Source organism: Ottowia thiooxydans DSM 14619 (assembly GCF_000422885.1).
GTDB classification, from domain to species: domain Bacteria; phylum Pseudomonadota; class Gammaproteobacteria; order Burkholderiales; family Burkholderiaceae_C; genus Ottowia; species Ottowia thiooxydans.
Window position 1 is genome coordinate 278,688 of record NZ_KE383943.1, and the last position, 20,392, is coordinate 299,079.

Genomic DNA, 20,392 nt, shown 5'->3' on the forward strand with positions numbered 1-20,392 from the left:
CGAATGAGGCAAATGCTATGGGCCGCACACGGTTGCGGATTACCTGCCTCGGCAATCTCACGTTTCCACTCCGGAAATGAAAACCCCAAATGCGGCGATATTTGGAGGGTTTGGTTTCCTATCGAGAAACCTCATATTCCCGATCGAGGTGATTCGCTCGTGTGAATCGTTTTTAGACTCAGGCTTGACGTTAAAGGCTTTGAATTCAAGGAAGTGCAATGGCAGAAGGAAAATTGGCGGTAATTCTGGGCGGCGGCAACGGCATTGGTGCAGCGACGGCTCGTCTGATGAAGTCGCGCGGGTGGCGGGTGGCTGTGGCCGACCTTTCACTGCCTGATGCGCAAAAGCTTGCCAATGAGTTGGACAGCCCTGCCTACGGCATTGATGTGAGCGATCTGCAAGGGGTCGAAGCACTGGCTTCCGAAATTGAGGAGCACCACGGGCCTGTGCAATCTCTCGTGGTTTGCGCGGCGATGTTTCAGGAAAGGTATGCCCCTGATGCCTTCCCCATGGATGTCTTTAGCAAGATCTTGCGAGTCAATATTGAAGGCACCTTCTTTGCAAATCGTGTGTTTGGAACCCGCATGGCCAAACGCGGAAGCGGCAGCATCGTGAATGTGGCTTCTGTGAATGGCCTTAAGTCGTCTCCCACGCATGCGTACGGGCCCTCCAAGGCCGCTGTCATCAACATCACGCGTAACCTCGCAGGGCAATGGGGGCGATCTGGGGTTCGGGTGAATTCGGTATCACCGGGCGCTACCCTGGTTGCCAGGGTGCTGGCGCGGCCTCCTGGCCGCTATAGCGCAGATATTGAAAACCAACTGGCCCTCGGACGCCGTATTCAACCCGAAGAGGTGGCTGAAGGCATTGAATTCCTGGCTTCTGACCGGGCATCTGCCATTACCGGCATAGATCTTCCCATCGATGCCGGCTCGCTGACCGCAAGTGGTTGGACGCTTTATGGCGGTGTGCCACCTTCAATTGCCGAGGTGGGCTGATGCACGTTCTTGTGACCGCCGGTTTCGCACACCATCATGCCGATGCGGTGCGCAAGATCGTCAAGGATCCATGCGACTTGGTCGTCTTCGATCCGCTGACCAATGTGATTCCCCCGGATCTGGAGCGCGTGGAGGTCGCGTTCTTATCACTGGATTTGATGGGAGGGCGAGACGCTGAAGGTGGCCATCCTAGATTGCGTGCGTTCTCCCGAGTGGCCAATCAGACATCTGCCTTGCGATGGATCCACACACAAGCCGCCGGTGCAGACCGAGAGGTGCTCCAGAACGCCATGAAACGTGGTGCGGTGGTCTCCACTTCTTCTGGTGCAAGTTCGCAGGCCGTCGCGCACACAGCCATAGCAGGGATGCTGGCACTTGCGCGAAATGTGCCGCACTGGGTTCGCTCTCAAGACGGAAAAGTCTGGGGAACTCCACATCGGGATCACTGGTCGCCGGATATCGACGGAACCCAGGCTCTGATTGTGGGAACAGGTCCTATTGGACAAGCTATCGCCCGCATCACCAATGCCATGGGCATGAAGGTCGCTGGCGTTCGCCGAAGCGCACAGCCGCTACCAGCGTTTCATGAGATGTTCGAGTTCAGCCAGATCGAGGATGTGTTGCCTCGCACGGACTGGTTGTTCCTTGCCTGTCCGCTGACTGCTCAAACCCATTCGCTGGTCGACGCTTCCTTTCTGGAGCGTCTTCCAACGGGCGCACACATCGTTAACGTGGCTAGAGGCGAGGTGATCGTAGAGGATGCGGTACGCGCCGCCCTGGTCAACGGGCAGTTAGCGGGCTACTACAGCGACGTCTTCATTGGTGAGCCTGTGCCTGCTAGCTCGGACTGGTGGGACACCCCCGGAGTCTTGATGTCACCCCATCTTGGTGCGACCTCTACAGGCTATGGGCCAAGAACAGTGGAGATCTTCCTCGACAACCTCCGCCGATACGTTGCCGGAACAGAGCTACGCAACGTGGTCAAGCCGCCCAAGGTGTGATCCTGTAGGGCACGGCGAGGCTGTGCAAACCCGGGATGAGCGCGGAGACGGCTGCCACGCTGCTCATCACTGACAAAGTCGATAAGGCCATTGATTTCATATCTTGATTCTCTGAACCTAGTCCTATTTACCCACAAAGGAGACAATATGCGTAGAACTTTCCTCAAAGCCATTCCTGCTGCCATGTGCGCATCCATCGTTGCACCCAGTCTGCTGACAAGCCGAATGGCCAATGCCAATGAAGCTGCATGGCCCACCAAGCCCATTCGGTTGATGGTGCCTGCTGCACCCGGAGCTGGCCCGGATTCGACCGCACGCATCATTGCTCACACGGTCTCTGAACGACTGGGCCAGCCCATCATCGTGGAGAACAAGCCCGGCGGATCGGGAACAGTCGCGGCCAGTCTTGGCATGCTGGCGCCAGCTGACGGCTACACCTTTATCTACTGCATTCCTTCGACTCAAATCATGCCGCCGAAGTCGGTTCGTTACGATCCAGTCAACGACCTGATCCCCGTGAGCCTGGCCGTCACCGCATCGTTCATCCTCGTGGTGAACCCCACACTGCCCTATAAGAGCGTCCGGGAGCTGATAGACGCTGCGCGCGCCAATCCAGGAAAGATCAATTTCGGTAGCTCGGGTACTGGAACCTTCGGGCATTTGCTCGGTGCTTCGTTTGGCTTGTCGACCGATATTGACCTCATGCATGTGCCGTTCACCAGTGAGCCACCGGTCACTAACGCCATCATTGGAGGGGAAATCCAGATGGCTTTCATCAGCTCTGGGGTTTCCTTGCCGCTCATCCAATCTGGAAAGCTGCGCGCACTTGGAGTTTCATCAGGCAAACGGATGCCGGGTATGCCTGACAACATTCCTCTCATCGCCGAAACCGTTCCTGGCTACGACATGGTGACGTACAACTACCTCGCAGCCAAGGCGGGCACTCCACGCCACATTGTGGAGAAAATGAACAAAGCCATCAACACGACCATGTCAGACCCTGCGGTGCGGGAACGCTTTACGTCCCGAGGCCTTAATCCGGGGGGTGGATCTCCGGAAGATATGGGGAAGATCATTGCCGCGCAGCGTGTCAAGTTGAGTGAGCTTCTACAAAGAGCCAACATCGTGCTCTCCTGATCCAGGCGTTCTTCAGGCTTGCCCCGTCCAGGACCGTGTGGCGGGGCTGTGCGCCCATTCCTTGAGGAAATCCAGCAGGCAGCGCACACGCAGCGGCAGATTGCGGCGTGTCGAATACAGGGCGTAGATCGCTGCCTTGGCTTGGGGTGTGCATTCGGGCAAGACCACCTCCAGTAAGCCGGTCTCAATTTCGCGAGACACCATATAAATGGGATGCATGGAGATGCCGCAGCCCAAGATGGCGGCTTGCTTGAGGGCATCTCCCATGTTGGACTTCAGAGATCCTCGCACGCGTACTGATTGAGGCGGATCTCCATTGAAGTTCCAGATGCTGCTCTGGGCTTTGAGGGTGTGCACCAAGCAGTTGTGCCGTTCGAGATGGCGCACATCGCGCGGTCGGCCATAGCGCTTCAGATAGGCAGGGGATGCGACCAGAACCTGCGGGCTGGACATCAGGGGCAAAGCTACGCTACTGGTGTCTTCCAGCGAAGGCAGAATTCGGATGGACAGATCCAGCGACTCTGAGACACTGGAGGTTCTTTCATCGTCAAACATGACGATGACCTCTATCTCGGGATACCGCTCGGTAAAACGCGTGACTGCCGGGATCAGATGGTAAGTGCCAAACGATGGTGGCGTGCCAATCCGGATGATGCCTTTGGGAGAGCGTGTCGACTCCCTCACCTCAGAAGTCATCGACTCATAGGACTCCAGCAGGTTGGTCGACGCCTCAAGTACACGGCGGCCTGCTTCGGTCATGGTGACCTGCTTGGCCGACCGGTTAAGCAATTGGGCGCCCATGGTCGCTTCAAGCCAGGCGACCTGTTTCGTGACCGTGCTTTTGGCCACCGAGAGCTTCATGGCGGCACGCGCAAAACTACCCGCGTTGGCAACTTCCAGAAAAACCTGCAAACAAGCTAAGCGGTCCATAGGGTGTTCTCGATTGAGGCGCTCCGTTGGCGATGCGCGAAGCCTAGCTGCTTTTTTTCACCCGCCGCAACTCATCCACGATCAAGCCAATGGCGCCCACGGTGATCGCTGCATCTGCCACGTTGAAGGCTGGAAAGTGCCCGCGATAGAAGAGAGGGCTCAGAAACGACCAGTGAAAATCAAGGAAGTCCACCACGTAGCCGTGGAGTAGTCGGTCTATGACGTTCCCAACCGCGCCGCCCAAGATCATGCTGAGGCTGAAGGAGAACAGCTTTTGCCCCGGATGGGAGCGCAGCAACCACAAAATGAACAGCACTGCCACGGTGGCAAGGCCAACGAAGAACCAGCGTTGCCAGCCGCTTGCGCCGGCCAGGAAGGAAAACGCTGCACCCGTGTTGTGGGCACGTACGACGTTGAAGAATGTGGTCACATAGGTGCTGTCTCCGAGCTGGTAGTTGCCCAGGATCAGTTGCTTGGTGAACTGATCCAGAATCGCTATCACCGCAGCCAGCGCCAACCATAGCGCAAGCGAAACACCATTTGTTTTGATCCGCGCCATATCAGTGATGCCTTACTACTAGTAGGCTAATGGACCTGATGCTCGATTGAGCCATGAATTTGTTCATGCCACCGTCCTGCTTTCTCCAGCGCCGAACAGGTTGGTGATGCAACGCCCACACAGTGCCGGGTGCTCGGCATGCTGGCCGACATCAGGAACGTAGTGCCAGCAGCGGTCGCACTTGGCATCTTTCGAGACAGTGGCCGCCACCGAAAGCGCGTCTCCTGATGCCAATGTGACGGCTGACGTGATGAACACAAACTTGAGGTCGTCTCCCAGGCTTGCGAGCAGCGCGTGGTCGTCGGCTGCTGCTGTGATCACCACGTTCGCCTGCAATGAGGAGCCCACCGTACCCTGAGTGCGCAGTGTTTCGATGTCCTTGTTCACCAGTTCGCGGATCTGCCGAATGCGCGCCCACTTGCCGAGCAACGCAGCCTCAGGGTCATTGAACTTCCAGAACTCCTCCAGAAAAACTGAGTCGCTAGCGCCGACCAGTTTCCAGGTTTCCTCTGCGGTGAAGCTGAGGAAGGGAGCCATCCAACGCACCATGGCTTGAGTGAGTTGCCACAGTGTCGTTTGCGCGCTGCGGCGAGCTAGCGAGCCGGGTGCAGTGGTGTAGAGGCGGTCTTTCAACACGTCGAGGTAGAAGCCGCCCAGGTCTTCTGAGCAGAAAAGCTGCAGCTTCGCGACGACAGGGTGGAACTCATACACCTCGTAATGCCCCAGCACTTCCTGTTGGAACTCAGCGGCGCGCCCCAGCATCCAGCGGTCGATCTCCAGGAGTTGATCAGCCGGTACGCTGTCCTTGGTTGCGTCGAAATCGTTGGTATTGGCCAACAAAAAGCGCAGGGTGTTGCGGATACGGCGATAGGCGTCAATCACGCGCGCCATGATCTTGTCGTCGCCTGCGATATCGCCAGAGTAATCGCTCGCAGCTACCCACAGGCGGAGGATCTCGGCGCCCCATTTTTTGTTGGCTTCTTGCAGATTGATGCCGTTGCCGAGCGATTTGCTCATCTTGCGGCCTTGCGCATCAACCGTGAAGCCGTGCGTTAGCAAGCTGCGGTAAGGCGCGCGGCCCCGGATCGCCGAAGCCAGCAGCAGCGAAGAATGGAACCAGCCGCGATGCTGGTCATGGCCTTCGAGGTACATGTCTGCCTCGGGTCCACTCGTATGGTGCTCGTTCGGGTGCGTACCGCACAGTACGTGGTCAAAGGTGGAGCCAGAGTCGAACCATACCTCCAGGATGTCGTTGCCCTTGGTATAAAGCTTGGCGTCTTCGTCTCCCAGGATTTCCTCGGCGGTGACGCGGCTCCAGGCCTCAATGCCGCCCTGATCGATGATGTCGGCCGCTTGATCCAGGATTTCCATCGTGCGCGGGTGCAACTCGTCGGTTTCCTTGTGCAGGAAGAACGCAATCGGCACGCCCCAGGCGCGCTGGCGGCTGATCACCCAGTCTGGACGGCCGGAGATCATGTCGCGCAGGCGAGTCTTTCCTGACGGCGGGAAGAACGTGGTCTCTTCAATGGCACGCAGTGCCGTGGTGCGCAGGGTTTCTGGCGCCTTGTCCTTGGTGAACACGCCTTCGCCTTCATCCATGCGTACGAACCATTGGGAGGCCGCTCGGTAGATGACAGGAGATTTGTGGCGCCAGCAATGCGGGTAGCTGTGCATGATGGTGCTGGTGGCGAACAAGCGGCCAGCCTCATCCAGGGTCTTGATGATGACGGGCACAGCCTTCCAGATGTCCAGGCCGCCGAAGAGCGGGAAGTCGCTCGCGTAGCTGCCTCCACCTTGCACGGGATTGAGGATGTCCGCATGGGCCAGGCCATGGGCGACGCAGGAGTTGAAATCCTCAATACCGTAGGCAGGTGCCGAGTGCACGATACCTGTACCGTCGGTATCGGTGGCGTAATCGGCCAGGTACACAGGCGCAAGGCGCTTGTAGCCTTCATTCACGTCGTACAGGGGGTGCTTGAATTCAAGGCCGCCGAGTTTGTCGCCCATCGCCTTGGCAATGATGTGACCTTCCAGCCCAAAGCGCTTCAGGCTGTCTTCGACGCGGGCCGTGGCCAGCACCAACAGACCTTTGGGTGTGTCCACCAGCGCATATTCGAGGTGCGGGCCCAGATTGAGGGCCTGGTTGGCGGGGATGGTCCAGGCGGTGGTGGTCCAGATGACGATGAAGGCAGGCTTGTCCAGCTGCTTCAGGCCAAAGGCGCCAGCAAGCTTGGCGGGGTCTGCGGCCTCAAACGCCACATCGACCGTGTTGCTCTTCTTGTCCTGGTATTCGATTTCAGCTTCTGCCAGGGCCGAAGCGCAGTCAAAGCACCAGTACACGGGCTTCAGGCCCCGGTAAACAAAACCGCGTTCGATGAGACGCTTGAACACGCGCAGCTCGCCCGCTTCGTTCGCCTTGTTCATCGTCTTGTAAGGGTTGTCCCACTCGCCCAAGACCCCCACGCGTTTGAAATCCTCCATTTGCAGGCCAATCTGCTCGGTGGCGTAGGCGCGGCCTTTGGCCTGCATCTCATCGCGCGAGAGCTTGCGGCCATAGAGCTTTTCGATCTGGTTTTCGATCGGCAGGCCATGGCAATCCCAACCTGGAACGTAATGCGCATCCATCCCATTGAGCTGGCGCGTTTTGACGATCATGTCTTTCAGGATCTTGTTGACCGCGTGCCCTGCATGCAACTGACCATTGGCGTAGGGTGGACCGTCATGAAGGATGAACTTTTCTCTTCCGGCGCGGGCTTGGCGCAGCCGCTTGTAAAGCCCCATGTCCTCCCATTCCTTGAGCCACCCTGGCTCGCGTTTGGGAAGATCACCTCGCATGGGGAACGGGGTGTCGGGCAGATTGAGAGTCTTGCGGTAGTCGGTCTTGGTCTCGGTGTTCATTGTGCGAAAACCTCGGGAAAAATTGGGAGAGGATCAGGCGTTTGGAAGCGGCTGACCCGAATACTTGAAGTCGAGCCACTGCGCGGATGGAGCGTGTGCAGTGGGCTGTTGAATGTGAAGCGGGTGTGGAGCGGGGCGTTGGAGCGGACTAGGCAGTGGGGGCGTCCGCCGCCCCTTCAAATTCGTGATGGGGGCGCCGCCAGCCAGGCACGCGCGTCAGCGCAATCGCGTGCTATACCCTCAGTCAGGGCCGCGAGGCTGTGATAGCGCAATTCGTCGTGCAGTTTGTGCAGCAAGTCCACACGGATGATTTTACCGTAGGCCCCCTCCGCTCCCAGATGGGCGGGCCAGTCCAGCACATGTGTTTCCAGCAATACCCTGCCGCCGTTCACGTCGTTGGGGTCCAGGGAGGGGCGCACGCCGAGGTTGGCCACGCCGGCCAGCGGCTTGGCGTCCAGGCCATGCACCTCCACGACGAAGATGCCGCTGGCCGCTGGATTCCAGGCGTGGGCGCGGCGGGAAAAGCGCAGGTTTAGCGTGCGAAAGCCATCGGCGCGGCCGGGTGCCGTTTCAGCCAGGGCCCGGCCGAGCTTGCGTCCGTGGACCACATGGCCGCTGATGGAGTAGGGGCGCCCCAGTAGCCCGGCGGCGTCATCCAGATTGCCTGCGGCCAGGGCTTCACGAACTTCTGATGAAGACACGCGCAGGCCATGCACCTCATAGCTCATCATGCGCGCCACATCGAAGCCATGGCGCCGCCCGGCCGCGTCAAGCATGGCGTAGTCGCCTGCTCGCTTGGCACCAAAGCGGAAATCGTCACCCACCAGCACGTAGCGTACGCCCAGGCCAGCCAGTAGAACTTCTTCGATGAATTTTTCCGGTGTTTGGCTCGCCAGCGCGGCATTGAACGGCAGAACCAAGGTCTGATCGACGCCGCAGCGCGCAAGTTCGGTCAGTTTGTCGCGCAGCGTGGCGATGCGCGGTGGTGCGAGATCGGGCTGATTCAGGGCTGCGGCGAAATAATCTCTCGGATGCGGCTCGAAGGTCATCACGCAACTGGGTACACCACGATGCGCAGCCTCGTTCTTCAACAAAGCCAGCATGGCCTGATGACCTCGGTGTACGCCATCGAAGTTGCCAATCGTGAGGGCGCATCCCGGTGCGATGCCGGGGTGGCGCAGGCCGCGGTAGATTTTCATCGGAGGAACATCGGGAGAAATATGCTTTTGATAGCGTGCTGAGCAACACCCATGCAGACCAGACGCGAAAACGTCATGAGAACTAGCGTATATTGTGACCTGAATGCCAGAGGCAAGTGGTTGAATGCAAATGTCAACGATCTGCGACTGGCTCACGCTGTCGGTTCATTGGCTCATTTGCTGGTTGAAGGAGGCGTTAGTGAAGGTCTTGAAGCTTTCTGCCCAGGGCTTGCCGCAATCCTGGATCTCGCTTGAACAAGCGGTGATCCACTATGCTGCGGAAGAGGTGCGTTGGGAGGCCGGGGCGAGAGTGGCTGTTTTTCATGGCGGCCACAATGCGGTCACCGGAGAGCAGTCGATCATCACAGTCAACAGCATCATAGGCACGCGCGGCGTGCCCACCATCAACCCTTTCGATTTACGCCCAGGCCTCACCAACAGCAAGCTGTTTGCGCGCGACCGCAGCATCTGCGCTTATTGCGGGGACCATTTGTCTGAGCCTGATCTCACGCGCGAACACATCATTCCTTTGGCCCAGAAAGGTTTGGACATCTGGATGAACGTGGTCACCGCCTGCCGTGCCTGCAATCATCGCAAAAGCAACCGAACGCCAGAACAGGCACGCATGCCTTTGCTCTACACCCCGTATGTGCCCAGCCTTTGGGAAGATTTCATTTTGCGAAACCGCCGAATTCTGGCGGATCAGATGGAATTCCTGATGGCTCACCTACCCAAGAGTTCGCGATTACACGGGTGAGCACCTTCTAAGGGCAGTGCCACTTAGTGTCACTTCTGGGTGTGTTCAGGATCTATTCGGGTTCCGAATAGATCAAAACCCCATAGCGGCTTACTGATTGATCTCTTTCAGGAGTTGGGGCGTCAATACCGATTTGTATCTCTCAATGTCTTTCAAGATGTAGTCTTTAAACTCGGTGGTCGGTACATCGCGCTCAACGGCGCCATCTTTTCGAATCACAGACTGAACATTCGGGGCAGCCAAGGCCATGCTCAGATGGCGCGATAGTGTTTTGATCACATCGGGCGGTGTGCGTGCGGGTGCAACCAGCCCATACCACTGCTCAACTTCTACATTCACCCCAGACTCCAAAAATGTGGGCACTTCCGGAAGGGCTGGGTTTCGCTTAGGGCTGCCAATCGCGAGCAATCGCAGCTGTTTCTGCCGGACCTGGCCAATGAGAGGGGAGGCGGTTGTGAGGAAGGAGTCCACAGAGCCTCCCATCATGTCTGTGATCGCTGGGCCAGATCCACGATACGGCACGTGAAGCAACTCCACTTTGGCGGCTTGCTTGACCATTTCCATATCCAGGTGACCTGCACCGCCGGTTCCCGTGGAGGCGTAGGTCATGGGTTTGCTTTTCGCCGCTGTAAGCAACTCCTGAATGGTTTTATGTGGTGAGCTGTGCGCTACAAAAACACCGATAGGGGATTCAAGAATCAGCCCGACAGGCTCGAAGTCCTGAGGTACTTTGTATGACAACGATGTGCCACGGACTGCCTGGGCCACTGCAAAGTTTCCGCTCATAGCCAAAAGAAGCGTGTAGCCGTCTGGCCGTGATTTGGCCACCACATCTGCGGCGATATTTCCGCCCGCACCCGCCCGGTTTTCCACGACCACCGTCTGACCTAGGCTTTTGCTCATCTCTTGCGCTATCAGCCGCCCATAGAGATCTCCGCCCCCGCCTGGAGGAAATCCAACGACGAGTTTAATGGGCTGTTCTGGATATGCGGCCAAGGCAGCGCCTGTGACCATAATGCATGCAGCAAAAAATGTTCCGAATCTGAATTTTTTTATAGTTGGCATCTATCTATCTCCTGAATTAACTGGTTGTCGCTGGTTTTAAGAATGGTCGGATTTTTATATTCAACTGGAGTGGTGTTGAAATAGATCGGCTAAAAAGTCAGTGCACAGCGACATTTGAGAGAGTTCAAGAAACTCGTCCGGTTTATGAGCCTGCTCGATGCTCCCAGGCCCACAGATAACCGTGGTTATCCCGGCCTGTTGATAAATTCCGCCTTCTGTCATGAAACCAACGTGTGGCCCAATCCCTTGAGCGCCTCGGCGATGAGAAAGGAGGGCGGCAAACTCTGAATTGCTTTGCGCATGAAGGGCCGGGTTGTCGCTCAATTTTTCAAACTGCAGATCCGTATCCTGGGATTTCGCGCGCATGCGCGGCAATACGGAGTTGGTTCCGAAATCTTCAATTTGAGAGAAAATTTTGTCTGGGTCGCTTTGCGGGAGGTAGCGGTACCCAAAGGTGAAGTTGCATTGGCTTGGCACAATGTTTCGTGCCATACCGCCCTCAATCAGGCTCGTTTGAAGCATGTCGTAGGGGGTGTCGTAGCCTGTTTCTGGAAACTTCTGGGTTTGCAGGGTATCGGCCAACTCTTCAATTTTGCTTATGACAGACGCGGCATAGTGAATGGCATTGACACCCTCATTAGCCATAGAGGCATGGGCGGCCTTTCCTTTTACGCAGCATCTATAGTTGCGACTGCCTTTATGAGATTGCACGATCCGCATGCTGGTGGGCTCTCCCACGACACACATGGCAGGGGTCAAGTCTCGTTCTTTCATCGCAGTCAGGAGGGTTCGGACGCCCTTGCAACCGACTTCCTCGTCATATGTGAACGCCAGGTGTATGGGTTTTTTCAATGCCTTTATGTCCAGGTTTTCAACACAGAACATCGTTGCAGCGATAAACCCCTTCATATCGCATGAGCCACGGCCGTACAGCTTTCCATCCCGAATGCTGGCCTGAAACGGATCGCTCGCCCAGATTTGACCATCCACGGGAACGACGTCCGTATGGCCAGATATCAGCAGTCCGCCCTTCGTTTCAGGTCCGATGGTGGCGAACAGATTCGCTTTTGTCTTCGTATCATCAAAACTCAGCCAAGACTCTATGCCCTTATCGGATAAGCGTTCCTGGAGCCAATAGATGAGGGGAAGATTGGTATTGCGGGAGATCGTTGGAAACGCGATCAGTCGCGACAGAATATCTATGCTTTCTCTCATTAATCCCCCACAGCAACCACTGCGCTTAATCCAACAATAGTTTTATGCTAGCTCTTCCTGAGCCGTGCAACAATTTAAAAGTTGCACCATATGCATAAAAATCGCTAATGTTTTCGTGGGAACGAGAGGGGTTGTCCGCGCCGCACAGCGGTCAGCACCTCCTGGAGGAGGGCGCTTATGCTCTTGCCTTGCTAGAAACTAGAAACGCCCCGCAGTGGGATGCAGCCAACCGCGCAGGTGCTCGAACGCGTGTCGAGTGAGGGGGCTCACCACGTTGCTGCGAACGTACAGCCGATAAATCAGGTCCGGCAGAGGGGGCAGGCCATCCGCTGTTCCCAGAACGCGAAGGGTCGAGTCCAGTTGCTCGACACCACGGCATGTGACCCCGAGCCCTGCGCGCAAAGCTGCACGTATGCCTACCAAGCTGGTGGAGTTGGATCTTGGAGTCCATGCCACTCCCGCAGCGTCGAGCGCGTCTTGTCCCATTTTCCGAAAGATGCTGGGGCCGTCGGCCTCAATCAGGGGGATTGGCTTGGCGGCGTCGTGTATGTAAGACGTGCCACATAGCCATACCGTTGGCGTATTGCGTAGCACGATGCCTTCAAACTCGGATTCAGTCCGGTTGCTGATGGTCATGTCGAGCTCGCTGCGCTTGAGCGCCTCCATGAGGAACGGGCTGCGGCCTATCTGGATCTCAAGCTGAAGATTCGGCAAATTGCGTGAAACCTCGGCCAACAGCGGTGGCAGCATGGTGTCAGCCATATCGTGAGGAGCGCCGATTCGCAGCACGCCCTCCACATTTCCGCGCCGCAAACTCTGCATCGCCTCGTCGTTGACCGCGAGCATGTGGCGTGCGTATGTCAGTAAGCGCTCGCCCTGCTGTGTGAGGCGTTTCTGGCGCCCATGCTTCAGGAAAAGAGGATGCCCAATTTGTTCCTCGAGCCTTTGCATTTGCTGCGTGATGGCAGACTGCGTGCGCCCTAGCTGGACGGCGGCGGCGGCAAAGCTGCCGTGCGCAACGATTGCAACGAGCGAGCGAAGCAGTTCAAGGTCAAAGGTAGACATCCATTAATTGTATTGAAGTATTTTTCTGGATATCTAAATTGCTTGTGTGGGATGGCGCGAATATATTCAGTGAGGATTTCGTCAATAAGGAGTAATGGATCGTGCCCACTTTGTCAGAACAACGCCACCAGGCAGTAGTTGCCTCGATTTCCGAGATGAAGCGTGCAGTGGAAGGGCGAGATGCCACACGCGAAAATCTGGTGCCGGTGCTGACTGCGCTGGAGAATCTGGCTTCCGAGAAAGCGCTTTGGGACGAAGAAACGTTTCCCGCACCCGAGGAAGGCGAACATCAAGCTCGCTACCTGATCGCCGAGGACGCTGACAAGAGCTTTGCTCTCTACCTCAACGTGATGCGGCCAGGCAAGAAAATCGTTCCGCACAATCACACGACCTGGGCCTGTATTGCGGCAGTCGATGGGACTGAGGTCAATCGCGTCTACGACCGAACCGACGACCGTAGCGTTGCGGGGGTAGGCACTTTGAAGGAAACCGCTTTGGTCGTGGTCGCTCCTGGCGTCGGGATCGCGTTGATGCCGGAGGACATCCATTCGGTAGAGATCGTGGGCGATCAGGTCATTCGCCACTTGCACATGTATGGGCGGGCGTTGGAGACGCTCAATTCGCGGACTGGCTATGACCTGGCGGCCGGCACATATCAAACCATGGGAATCGGGGTCCAGACCCGTCGCTAGGAGCGTGCTCGGCCCAAAACGCCGTCAACCGACCTTTCCTTTAGCCTTGGCTCACTAGTCCGCCCGTTGTTCATCGTCTGCACTACTGCCCTCAAATCGACCGTGATTGCCATTTCATGACATCTTTTCTAAGCCCTTGCACTTTGAAATCGTGGCTGCATGACGGGGAAGAGATAGCGTTGCTCGATGTGAGGGAACATGATCTCGCTTGGGAAACGTGTTTGGTCGCTCAACTAGATGATTTGGAGCGTCAGGCTTTTCGCTTGCCGCTAATCGAGGCATCGCACGGCCGAGGGTCGACGCGAGCCTTCTTTTAAAGCGGGAGTTGGTTTTTATGGCGAAATCTTCATCGTTGCAAACTCGTTTGCTACACGCGGGAAAATCCGCTGCCTTTTCAGGCGGAACTGCAGTCAATCCGCCGCTGGTGAGAGCCAGCACCGTACTCTTTTCCAGTGCCGCCGAGCAACGCGATATGCGCTCGCGTCGCGGCAGTGAGAGGATTTTCAGCTATGGCGCGCGCGGCACGCCCACGACTTTTGCGCTGGAAGATGTCATCAGCGAACTGGAAGGCGCGTGGCGCACGCGGTTGTTCCCTACCGGACTGGCGGCTATCGGGATGGCACTACTGTCCTATCTGAAACCGGGGGATCATTTTCTAATGGCCGACAGCGTGTACGAGCCGGCTCGCGCGTTGGCGCAGGGCTTTCTCAAGCGCTATGGGATTGCCTGTACTTTCTTCGCGGCAGATGGCAAAGATCTGCAAGAGAAATGGCAGGAGAACACCCGGCTGGTCTATGTGGAATGTCCTGGGTCGCTGGTTTACGAAATGTGTGACTTGCCGGCTCTGGCCGCTTACGCTCACGCACGTGGTGCATTGGTCGCCGCAGACAACACATGGGGATCTGGCGTGCAGTATCAGCCACTCTCGCTCGGCGCGGACATCTCCATCATGGCCGCCACCAAGTATTTGTCAGGTCATTCTGATGTGATGATGGGCAGCGTAGCCACCACACAGGATGCCTGGGCTGCGCTGGCTGATTGCTGCGACGCTTTCGGCATGACTGTGAGTCCGGACGACGCTTGGCTCGTGATGAGAGGCGTGCGAACTATGGCTGCCCGGCTTCAGATGCACGAACGCCACGCCCTGCAGATCGCACACTGGTTGCAGGCCAGGCCCGAAGTGGCCACTGTATTTTGCCCGGCGCTGCCGGAGCATCCAGGGCACGATCTTTGGAAGCGAGATTGTTCAGGAACCAATGGGCTGATTTCCTTTGAGCTGAATCGAGGAACAGATAGCGCCGCCGTTGATCGACTCATAGATGGTTTGAAGCTTTTCGGAATCGGTGCTTCCTGGGGAGGCTACGAAAGCCTGGTCGCTATCTCTAACATGAACAAGGCGCGCACGGTGACGGACTGGAGCATGCGTGGGCCTGTGATTCGTCTGCATATCGGCCTGGAAGATCCTGCAGAACTCATTGCAGATCTCGAAGCGGGTTTCGCAGCCATCCAAACCTAAGCGGGCTTCACTCTGATCGTGTTGATCTCAGCCCGCGTGGTTTTTAGTGTGAACACGCCCTAGCTTGGCTCGCCTGCGTCGTGCGCAGGTGTTGCCGGCTTACCGGTTTCATCGCTCAGTTGCCAGAAGATCCAGGCGGTCCATGCAGTGATGAGGCCGATGCAGGCGAAAGTGGCGCGAAACGCGTTCAGTGCTTCGCGCGGGTCAGGGGTGCCGAACCAACCTTGAAACAGTGCCAGCAGTGCAGCAGCTACGGTCACGCCCAGACTCATGGAGAGCATTTGCACCATGGAAAGCATGCCGTTTCCACTGCTGGCGCGCGCGGCATCCAGGTCTTTCAAGGTCACGGTGTTCATGGCTGTGAACTGCATCGAATTGACGGCTCCGAAGCACGCCATTTGCAGCACGCGTAGCCACAGCGGCTGTTCGGGCGACATCAGTGCGAAGCTGGCCATGAGCGCTCCCAGCAACAGGGTGTTTCCGGCTAACACCTTCCGATAGCCGAATCGTTTGATGATGCGAGTGGTGGAGCGCTTCATGACCATGCTCGCCATCGCCACTGGCAGCATCAACATCCCGGCTTGTGCCGGGCTGTAGCCCATACTCAGTTGCATGGTGAGTGGAATCAGGTAGGGCATGGCACTGGAGCCGATGCGCGCGAACAAGTTACCCAGCAACCCAACGCGAAAGCTCTGCATTTCAAACAGACGCGGCGAAAACAGCGGCGCTGGGTGCTTGAGTGCATGTAACCAGTAGGCGGCCAACGCGGCGAGACCTCCCAGCAGGAGCACCAGCACAGTGACTTGGCGTAAACCCAGGCTGGACAGGCCATCCATCGAAATTGAAATAGCCAGCATGGAGCCGGTCAGCAGGAGGTAGCCCGAGAGGTCAAACCGTTGCAGATCGCTGCCGCGCAGATTGGGCATCCAGCGCAGAGTAGCCAGTGCGCCAATGATGCCGACCGGAAGATTGATGAGAAATATCCAGTGCCAGGAAAGCGTTTCAACAATCCAGCCACCCAGTGTGGGCCCGATCAAGGGGCCGATCAATCCGGGGATGGCGACGAAGCTCATGGCATCCAGAAATTTTTCCCGGGGAATGGCGCGTAGAACGGTTAATCGCCCTACGGGCAACAGCATGGCACCACCCGCGCCTTGTAATACGCGGGCCGCCACCAATTGATCCAGTTGTGTCGACGCCGCACACGCCGCTGAACCGAGAGTGAAAAGCACGATGGCGCCAAAAAAGACCCGCTGCGTGCCAAACCGATCGGACAGCCAACCGGAGGCCGGAATCAGCGCCGCCATGGTCAGGGCGTAAGCCACTACCACCATTTGCATGCGCAGGGGGCTTTCGCCCAGATTCCGCGCCATGCTGGGCAAGGCCGTGTTGACGATGGTTCCATCCAGCGTCTGCATAAAAAACCCTATGGCGACCAGCCAAAGCAGGACGCGGGGGGAATGGGTTGGGGCAGAGATGGGCATGAGCAGGCCGCAAAGAGGGCAGCTGTTGATGATAGCCAGGGCTTGCGCGTTGTTTGCAGCTTGTGAGCCTGAACGACAGCTTTTACGCTTTCGCTGTCTTTCACTGTGCGCTTCCGGAACTTTTTAAGTTCCCGATATTTTGTTTCCTAAATGGAAAAAGTCTTGTTCCAAGCTGGGGGTTTTAAACACCCCTCTCTGAGCGCAAACTACGTCTTACGGAGCCGGCCACAAGCCTTCCAGGTGAAAGCCCTCTCCGCGGTGAGACCGGAAAATTGAATCGGACTCAGCGAAGAGTAGGTCGCCAGATCGGCGACCTCGCTAAACGAAGATTGAACTCAAAGGAAAGAATCATGCAAATCAAAAATATCGCCATCGCCACTTTGCTGACCGCCGTTTTCGCTGGCAACGCTTTCGCAGCACAGCCAGCTTCGGGTGAAGGGCCGCTGTTTTTGAATGAAGGGGTGAGCACCAGCACACTGACACGTGAGGCTGTTCGTCAGGAAGCCATTGCCAACCCACCAGCCACTGATGGCTACACAGCTGTAGCTTACACAGGCGTTGCCCGCAAGGCTGCTCCTGCCAGCGCACTTACCCGTTCAGAAGTGCGTGAGAACACCCGCGAAGCGATTGCCCATGGCTTCCGCGTGAAAAGCGGCGAAATGAGCTGAGCTCCTGGAGCGTTCTTTTAGGAGGTTGTCCAGGCGCTTGTAGCCGGGCTCCTCCTAGCGACCAGAGGTAGGTCGCGCAAACAAAAACGAGATGCTCATGCATCTCGTTTTTGCGTTATGGCCTAGCTTTTGGCCTGATCAGGCAAACACGCCTGCCGTAGCGACCATGCGTGTCGACACTTCGCCCAAGTGATGCATCGTGTCGCCGTAGGTCATTTCAAGTTGTGTGAGTTTCTTGAAATAATGGCTGCCGATGTATTCGTCGGTCACGCCGATGCCGCCATGCAACTGTACCGACTGCTGGCTGACAAATCGCATGGATTGTCCCAACTGTACTTTTGCGCGTGAGAGTGCTTGCCTCCGTTCGGTAGCAGCCGCGCCCAGCTTCAGGCTGGCGTAATAGCTCATGCTTCGGGCTAACTCGAGCTGCATTTTCATATCAGCTACTCGATGACGCAGAGCCTGGAAGCTGGCAATCGTGACGCCGAACTGCTTGCGCTGGTTCATGTAGTCAACGGTAAGCGCGAGCGTTTTCTCCATGGCGCCCACGCCTTCAGCACAAACGCTGGCGATGCCCACATCGACCGCATGCGCGAGCGCCACCAAACCGTCGGTAGTGATGAGTTGAGCTGGCGCATTGTCCAGTTTCACGTCGGCTGCGCGTGCCTCATCTTGAGCCGGGTAGCCGCGCGTGTTCACGCCCTGGGCTGTGCGCTCCACCAGGAAAAGAGCGAGCTTTCCGTCCAGCACCGCGGGCACCAGGAAGGCATCCGCGTGATCCCCCACTGGTACGATATTTTTCAGGCCGGTGATGGCGTAACCTGAGCCAGTTTTACTGGCGTGGGCTTCGCAAACATCGAGCCGGTAGCGCGCCTTGCGCTCCTGATGGGCAAGCACTACCAGCGCCTCACCACTGGCAATCCGAGGTAGCCATTGCTCCTTCAAGTCAGCAGGGCCATAAGCCTGGATAACGGCACTGGCGACAAACGCCTGAGCCAGTGGCTCGCAAACTATGCCGCGCCCCAGCTCTTCCATCACCACCATGGCCTCTACAGGGCCCATGCCCAGGCCACCGTGCTCTTCGCTGACGTAGATGCCGGCGAGGCCTAGTTCGGCCAGCTCGGTGTACACCTTGCGGTCGAAACCGCCTGCCTTTACAACCTTGCCGCGTTGTTCGAAGTCGTAGCTTTTCTCGACCCATTTAGCAACGGCGTCTCGAAGGGCTTGTTGGTCGTCGGAGAAATCGAAGTCCATGTTTCTCTGCCTTTGATCTGTTTCAGTATGTCAAGCGGCTTCAGCCGAGAACCGTTTGCGCAACGATGTTGCGTTGCACTTCGTTGGATCCACCGTAGATGGTGGTCTTGCGGTAGTTGAAGTAGTTTGGTGCCAGAGGCGCATTGGCCACGTCGCCGCCGGGAAAGCCCTGCAGGCCAGCGGCGGCGGATTGGTCTCCTTGCCAACCAGCTTCCATGGCTTCAAAGATGAAGGGCAGGCTGTAGGGGCCTGCGGCAAGCATCATCAGTTCCGTGTAGCGCTGCTGGATCTCGCTGCCCTTAATTTTGAGCAAGCCAGCGATATCAAGTGAATTTTTGCCTGACTTTTCAGCTGACAGTACCCGCAGCACCAGCATCTCCAGCGCAACCACGTCGACTTCGAGCAGCGCGATCTGATCTCTAAAGCACTGGTCTTCGTACACGCCTTCGGCTTGCGCGATGTGCTTCAAACGCTCCAATTCACGCTTGGCGCGGTTCACATCTGCAATATTGGTGCGTTCATGGCTGAGCAAGTGCTTGGCGTAGGTCCAGCCCTTGTTTTCCTCGCCAATCAGGTTTTCCACTGGCACCTCGACGTTGTCAAAAAACACGTCGTTCACCTCGCATTCGCCATCGAGCAGCTTGATCGGCCGCACGCTGACGCCGGGAGATTTCATGTCAATCAGCAGGAAGGAAATACCTGTTTGCGGCTTGCCTTCAGTGCTGGTGCGCACCAGATTGAACATCCATTCGCCGTATTGGCCGAGGGTTGTCCAGGTCTTTTGCCCGTTCACGATGTATTTGTCACCTTGGCGTTCGGCCTTGGTGCGCACGGAAGCCAGGTCAGAGCCAGAGCCTGGCTCGCTGTAACCCTGGCTCCACCACACCTCGCCGCTGGCGATACCGGGCAGGAAACGTTCCTGCTGGGCTTTGTTGCCGAAAGCCATGATGACGGGCGCCACCATCACCGGGCCAAACGGCACGATGCGCGGTGCACCGGCCATGGCCAGTTCTTCCTCGAACAGGTGTTTTTGAACGGCGTTCCAGCCCGGACCACCGAACTGCGCAGGCCAGCCATAGCCGAGCCAGCCTTTTTTGCCAAGAATCTTGGCCCATCGCTGCAGGTCATCGCGAGTTAGACGCAGGGCGTTGTGCACCTTGTCCGAAATCTCTTTCGGCAGGGCCTCTTTGACCCAGGCGCGAATTTCTTCGCGAAATCGTTGTTCTTCAGGGGTAAATGCGAGATCCATCAGTTTGTCTCCGTGTGGTCTTCGTTTGTAGCATGAGTCGGTGATGGGGGCGTCAAGCCAAGTTCTGCATACAGGCCTGCCACCATGGTCTTGAGCGCAGAAACCTCTGCTTCCAAGGCTGAAACTCGTTCATTCATGCCACTGGCTGCTACGCCAGCGCTTACTCTTGCATAGCCAGGCACTTCTTCGTTGACGGGCCCGCAAAGAAGATGCGCCCAGCGATCCTCGCGCGTGCCGGGTGCGCGGGGCAGCCTCACTACAAGCGGCCCGCCTTTTTCCTCCGAGCGTTCTCGCAACTCGTCGAGAAAGCCCTCCACTGAGGAGATATCGGCAAATCGATACCAGCGGTCGGAGTTGATGCGCAATTCTCCCGCCGTTTGCGGCCCCCGCAGCATCAGCAGCCCCAGCAACACGGCAGATTGCTCGGGCACTCCCACGCCGCGCTGGAAGTTGTGTTCATGGCGTGCCACCCGCCCGCCGCTGGCTTCACGTACCAGGCCGAGCGTGCGCAGGTCATCCAGCGCCTCCTGGGCTTCACCCTCGCTGACATTCATCACCGGCTCGCGGCTGGTTTTCTGATTGCAGCCCGTCACCACACCGTTTAGCGACAGTGGATAGGTGTCCGGGACGGTGCGCGCTTTTTCCATCAAAGTGGCCAGCACGCGCGCTTCTATGGGGGTCAGATGGCGAAGGCTCATTCGACAA

18 protein-coding genes are annotated in these 20,392 nt (G+C 57.4%); 7 read left to right on the forward strand and 11 right to left on the reverse strand.

Annotated features, from left to right (window positions below; genetic code table 11):
• The first annotated feature begins 218 nt into the window (after positions 1 to 218).
• The 3 genes from G518_RS0130540 to G518_RS0130550 all read left to right on the forward strand — a co-directional run bounded on the left by G518_RS0130540 (position 219) and on the right by G518_RS0130550 (position 3,136).
• Positions 219 to 998, forward strand: a complete 780-nt coding sequence (locus tag G518_RS0130540; protein WP_036596615.1) for an SDR family NAD(P)-dependent oxidoreductase — start codon at positions 219 to 221, stop codon at positions 996 to 998.
• Positions 998 to 1,999, forward strand: coding sequence for a D-2-hydroxyacid dehydrogenase (locus G518_RS37745; protein ID WP_051237578.1), 1,002 nt, complete (start codon positions 998 to 1,000; stop codon positions 1,997 to 1,999). Before G518_RS0130540 ends, G518_RS37745 begins: the two co-directional genes overlap by 1 nt.
• Positions 2,000 to 2,146: 147 nt before the next feature.
• Positions 2,147 to 3,136, forward strand: coding sequence for a Bug family tripartite tricarboxylate transporter substrate binding protein (locus tag G518_RS0130550; RefSeq protein WP_028605709.1), 990 nt, complete (start codon positions 2,147 to 2,149; stop codon positions 3,134 to 3,136).
• A gap of 12 nt (positions 3,137 to 3,148) precedes the next feature.
• On the opposite strand, the gene G518_RS37750 is transcribed toward G518_RS0130550, so the two are convergent.
• The 4 genes from G518_RS37750 to G518_RS0130570 all read right to left on the reverse strand — a co-directional run bounded on the left by G518_RS37750 (position 3,149) and on the right by G518_RS0130570 (position 8,722).
• A complete protein-coding gene (locus G518_RS37750; protein WP_051237579.1) occupies positions 3,149 to 4,066 on the reverse strand; it encodes a LysR family transcriptional regulator in 918 nt (305 codons plus the stop codon).
• A 43-nt stretch (positions 4,067 to 4,109) separates the two neighbouring features.
• Positions 4,110 to 4,625: a signal peptidase II gene (gene lspA, locus G518_RS0130560; RefSeq protein WP_028605710.1), complete on the reverse strand. Its 516-nt coding sequence runs from the start codon at positions 4,623 to 4,625 to the stop codon at positions 4,110 to 4,112.
• Between the two features lie 63 nt (positions 4,626 to 4,688).
• Complete coding sequence (gene ileS / locus G518_RS0130565) at positions 4,689 to 7,523, reverse strand: isoleucine--tRNA ligase (RefSeq protein ID WP_028605711.1); 2,835 nt, start codon at positions 7,521 to 7,523, stop codon at positions 4,689 to 4,691.
• Between the two features lie 176 nt (positions 7,524 to 7,699).
• On the reverse strand, positions 7,700 to 8,722 hold the full coding sequence (locus tag G518_RS0130570; protein WP_028605712.1) for a bifunctional riboflavin kinase/FAD synthetase: 1,023 nt from the start codon (positions 8,720 to 8,722) through the stop codon (positions 7,700 to 7,702).
• A 199-nt stretch (positions 8,723 to 8,921) separates the two neighbouring features.
• On the opposite strand from G518_RS0130570, the gene G518_RS0130575 reads away from it, so the two are divergent.
• Complete coding sequence (locus G518_RS0130575) at positions 8,922 to 9,479, forward strand: HNH endonuclease (protein ID WP_028605713.1); 558 nt, start codon at positions 8,922 to 8,924, stop codon at positions 9,477 to 9,479.
• Between the two features lie 90 nt (positions 9,480 to 9,569).
• On the opposite strand, the gene G518_RS37755 is transcribed toward G518_RS0130575, so the two are convergent.
• From G518_RS37755 to G518_RS0130590, 3 genes are all read right to left on the reverse strand, one after another.
• A complete protein-coding gene (locus G518_RS37755; protein WP_036596618.1) occupies positions 9,570 to 10,544 on the reverse strand; it encodes a tripartite tricarboxylate transporter substrate-binding protein in 975 nt (324 codons plus the stop codon).
• A 60-nt stretch (positions 10,545 to 10,604) separates the two neighbouring features.
• Positions 10,605 to 11,759, reverse strand: coding sequence for an acetylornithine deacetylase (argE, locus tag G518_RS0130585; protein ID WP_028605714.1), 1,155 nt, complete (start codon positions 11,757 to 11,759; stop codon positions 10,605 to 10,607).
• Positions 11,760 to 11,957: 198 nt separating this feature from the next.
• Positions 11,958 to 12,824 carry a LysR substrate-binding domain-containing protein gene (locus G518_RS0130590; RefSeq protein WP_028605715.1) on the reverse strand — a complete coding sequence of 289 codons (867 nt, stop codon included), beginning with the start codon at positions 12,822 to 12,824 and terminating at the stop codon, positions 11,958 to 11,960.
• Positions 12,825 to 12,925: 101 nt separating this feature from the next.
• Between G518_RS0130590 and G518_RS0130595 the strand changes: the two genes are divergently transcribed.
• Both G518_RS0130595 and metC read left to right on the forward strand, forming a co-directional pair.
• Positions 12,926 to 13,516 (forward strand): cysteine dioxygenase family protein, encoded by a 591-nt coding sequence (locus G518_RS0130595; RefSeq protein WP_028605716.1) that lies wholly within the window; start codon positions 12,926 to 12,928, stop codon positions 13,514 to 13,516.
• A 334-nt stretch (positions 13,517 to 13,850) separates the two neighbouring features.
• Positions 13,851 to 15,032, forward strand: a complete 1,182-nt coding sequence (gene metC, locus G518_RS0130600; RefSeq protein WP_051237580.1) for a cystathionine beta-lyase — start codon at positions 13,851 to 13,853, stop codon at positions 15,030 to 15,032.
• A gap of 59 nt (positions 15,033 to 15,091) precedes the next feature.
• On the opposite strand, the gene mdtD is transcribed toward metC, so the two are convergent.
• The gene (gene mdtD, locus G518_RS0130605) at positions 15,092 to 16,516 is read right to left on the reverse strand and encodes a multidrug transporter subunit MdtD (RefSeq protein WP_028605718.1); all 1,425 of its coding nucleotides are present in this window, start codon (positions 16,514 to 16,516) and stop codon (positions 15,092 to 15,094) included.
• Positions 16,517 to 16,866: 350 nt separating this feature from the next.
• Here mdtD and G518_RS0130610 point away from each other — a divergent pair, with 350 nt between their 5' ends.
• A complete protein-coding gene (locus tag G518_RS0130610) occupies positions 16,867 to 17,184 on the forward strand; it encodes a hypothetical protein (protein ID WP_028605719.1) in 318 nt (105 codons plus the stop codon).
• A gap of 138 nt (positions 17,185 to 17,322) precedes the next feature.
• Here the strand turns inward: G518_RS0130610 and G518_RS0130615 are convergent, their stop codons facing one another.
• The 3 genes from G518_RS0130615 to G518_RS37760 are packed head-to-tail and all read right to left on the reverse strand — an operon-like array spanning position 17,323 to position 20,385.
• Positions 17,323 to 18,438: an acyl-CoA dehydrogenase family protein gene (locus G518_RS0130615; protein WP_028605720.1), complete on the reverse strand. Its 1,116-nt coding sequence runs from the start codon at positions 18,436 to 18,438 to the stop codon at positions 17,323 to 17,325.
• 40 nt (positions 18,439 to 18,478) lie between these two features.
• Positions 18,479 to 19,687 carry an acyl-CoA dehydrogenase family protein gene (locus G518_RS0130620; RefSeq protein ID WP_028605721.1) on the reverse strand — a complete coding sequence of 403 codons (1,209 nt, stop codon included), beginning with the start codon at positions 19,685 to 19,687 and terminating at the stop codon, positions 18,479 to 18,481.
• Positions 19,687 to 20,385, reverse strand: coding sequence for a YceH family protein (locus tag G518_RS37760; RefSeq protein ID WP_051237581.1), 699 nt, complete (start codon positions 20,383 to 20,385; stop codon positions 19,687 to 19,689). The genes G518_RS0130620 and G518_RS37760 overlap by 1 nt, the downstream gene beginning before the upstream one ends.
• Between the last annotated feature and the right edge of the window lie 7 nt (positions 20,386 to 20,392).

Bases quoted from the DNA above. Each gene is read 5' to 3' on its own strand.
- G518_RS0130540 (WP_036596615.1), top strand. From the start codon at position 219: ATGGCAGAAGGAAAATTGGCGGTAATTCTGGGCGGCGGCAACGGCATT.
- G518_RS37745 (WP_051237578.1), top strand. From the start codon at position 998: ATGCACGTTCTTGTGACCGCCGGTTTCGCACACCATCATGCCGATGCG.
- G518_RS0130550 (WP_028605709.1), top strand. From the start codon at position 2,147: ATGCGTAGAACTTTCCTCAAAGCCATTCCTGCTGCCATGTGCGCATCC.
- G518_RS37750 (WP_051237579.1), bottom strand. From the start codon at position 4,066: ATGGACCGCTTAGCTTGTTTGCAGGTTTTTCTGGAAGTTGCCAACGCG.
- lspA (WP_028605710.1), bottom strand. From the start codon at position 4,625: ATGGCGCGGATCAAAACAAATGGTGTTTCGCTTGCGCTATGGTTGGCG.
- ileS (WP_028605711.1), bottom strand. From the start codon at position 7,523: ATGAACACCGAGACCAAGACCGACTACCGCAAGACTCTCAATCTGCCC.
- G518_RS0130570 (WP_028605712.1), bottom strand. From the start codon at position 8,722: ATGAAAATCTACCGCGGCCTGCGCCACCCCGGCATCGCACCGGGATGC.
- G518_RS37755 (WP_036596618.1), bottom strand. From the start codon at position 10,544: ATGCCAACTATAAAAAAATTCAGATTCGGAACATTTTTTGCTGCATGC.
- argE (WP_028605714.1), bottom strand. From the start codon at position 11,759: ATGAGAGAAAGCATAGATATTCTGTCGCGACTGATCGCGTTTCCAACG.
- G518_RS0130590 (WP_028605715.1), bottom strand. From the start codon at position 12,824: ATGTCTACCTTTGACCTTGAACTGCTTCGCTCGCTCGTTGCAATCGTT.
- metC (WP_051237580.1), top strand. From the start codon at position 13,851: ATGGCGAAATCTTCATCGTTGCAAACTCGTTTGCTACACGCGGGAAAA.
- mdtD (WP_028605718.1), bottom strand. From the start codon at position 16,516: ATGCCCATCTCTGCCCCAACCCATTCCCCCCGCGTCCTGCTTTGGCTG.
- G518_RS0130610 (WP_028605719.1), top strand. From the start codon at position 16,867: ATGCAAATCAAAAATATCGCCATCGCCACTTTGCTGACCGCCGTTTTC.
- G518_RS0130615 (WP_028605720.1), bottom strand. From the start codon at position 18,438: ATGGACTTCGATTTCTCCGACGACCAACAAGCCCTTCGAGACGCCGTT.
- G518_RS0130620 (WP_028605721.1), bottom strand. From the start codon at position 19,687: ATGGATCTCGCATTTACCCCTGAAGAACAACGATTTCGCGAAGAAATT.
- G518_RS37760 (WP_051237581.1), bottom strand. From the start codon at position 20,385: ATGAGCCTTCGCCATCTGACCCCCATAGAAGCGCGCGTGCTGGCCACT.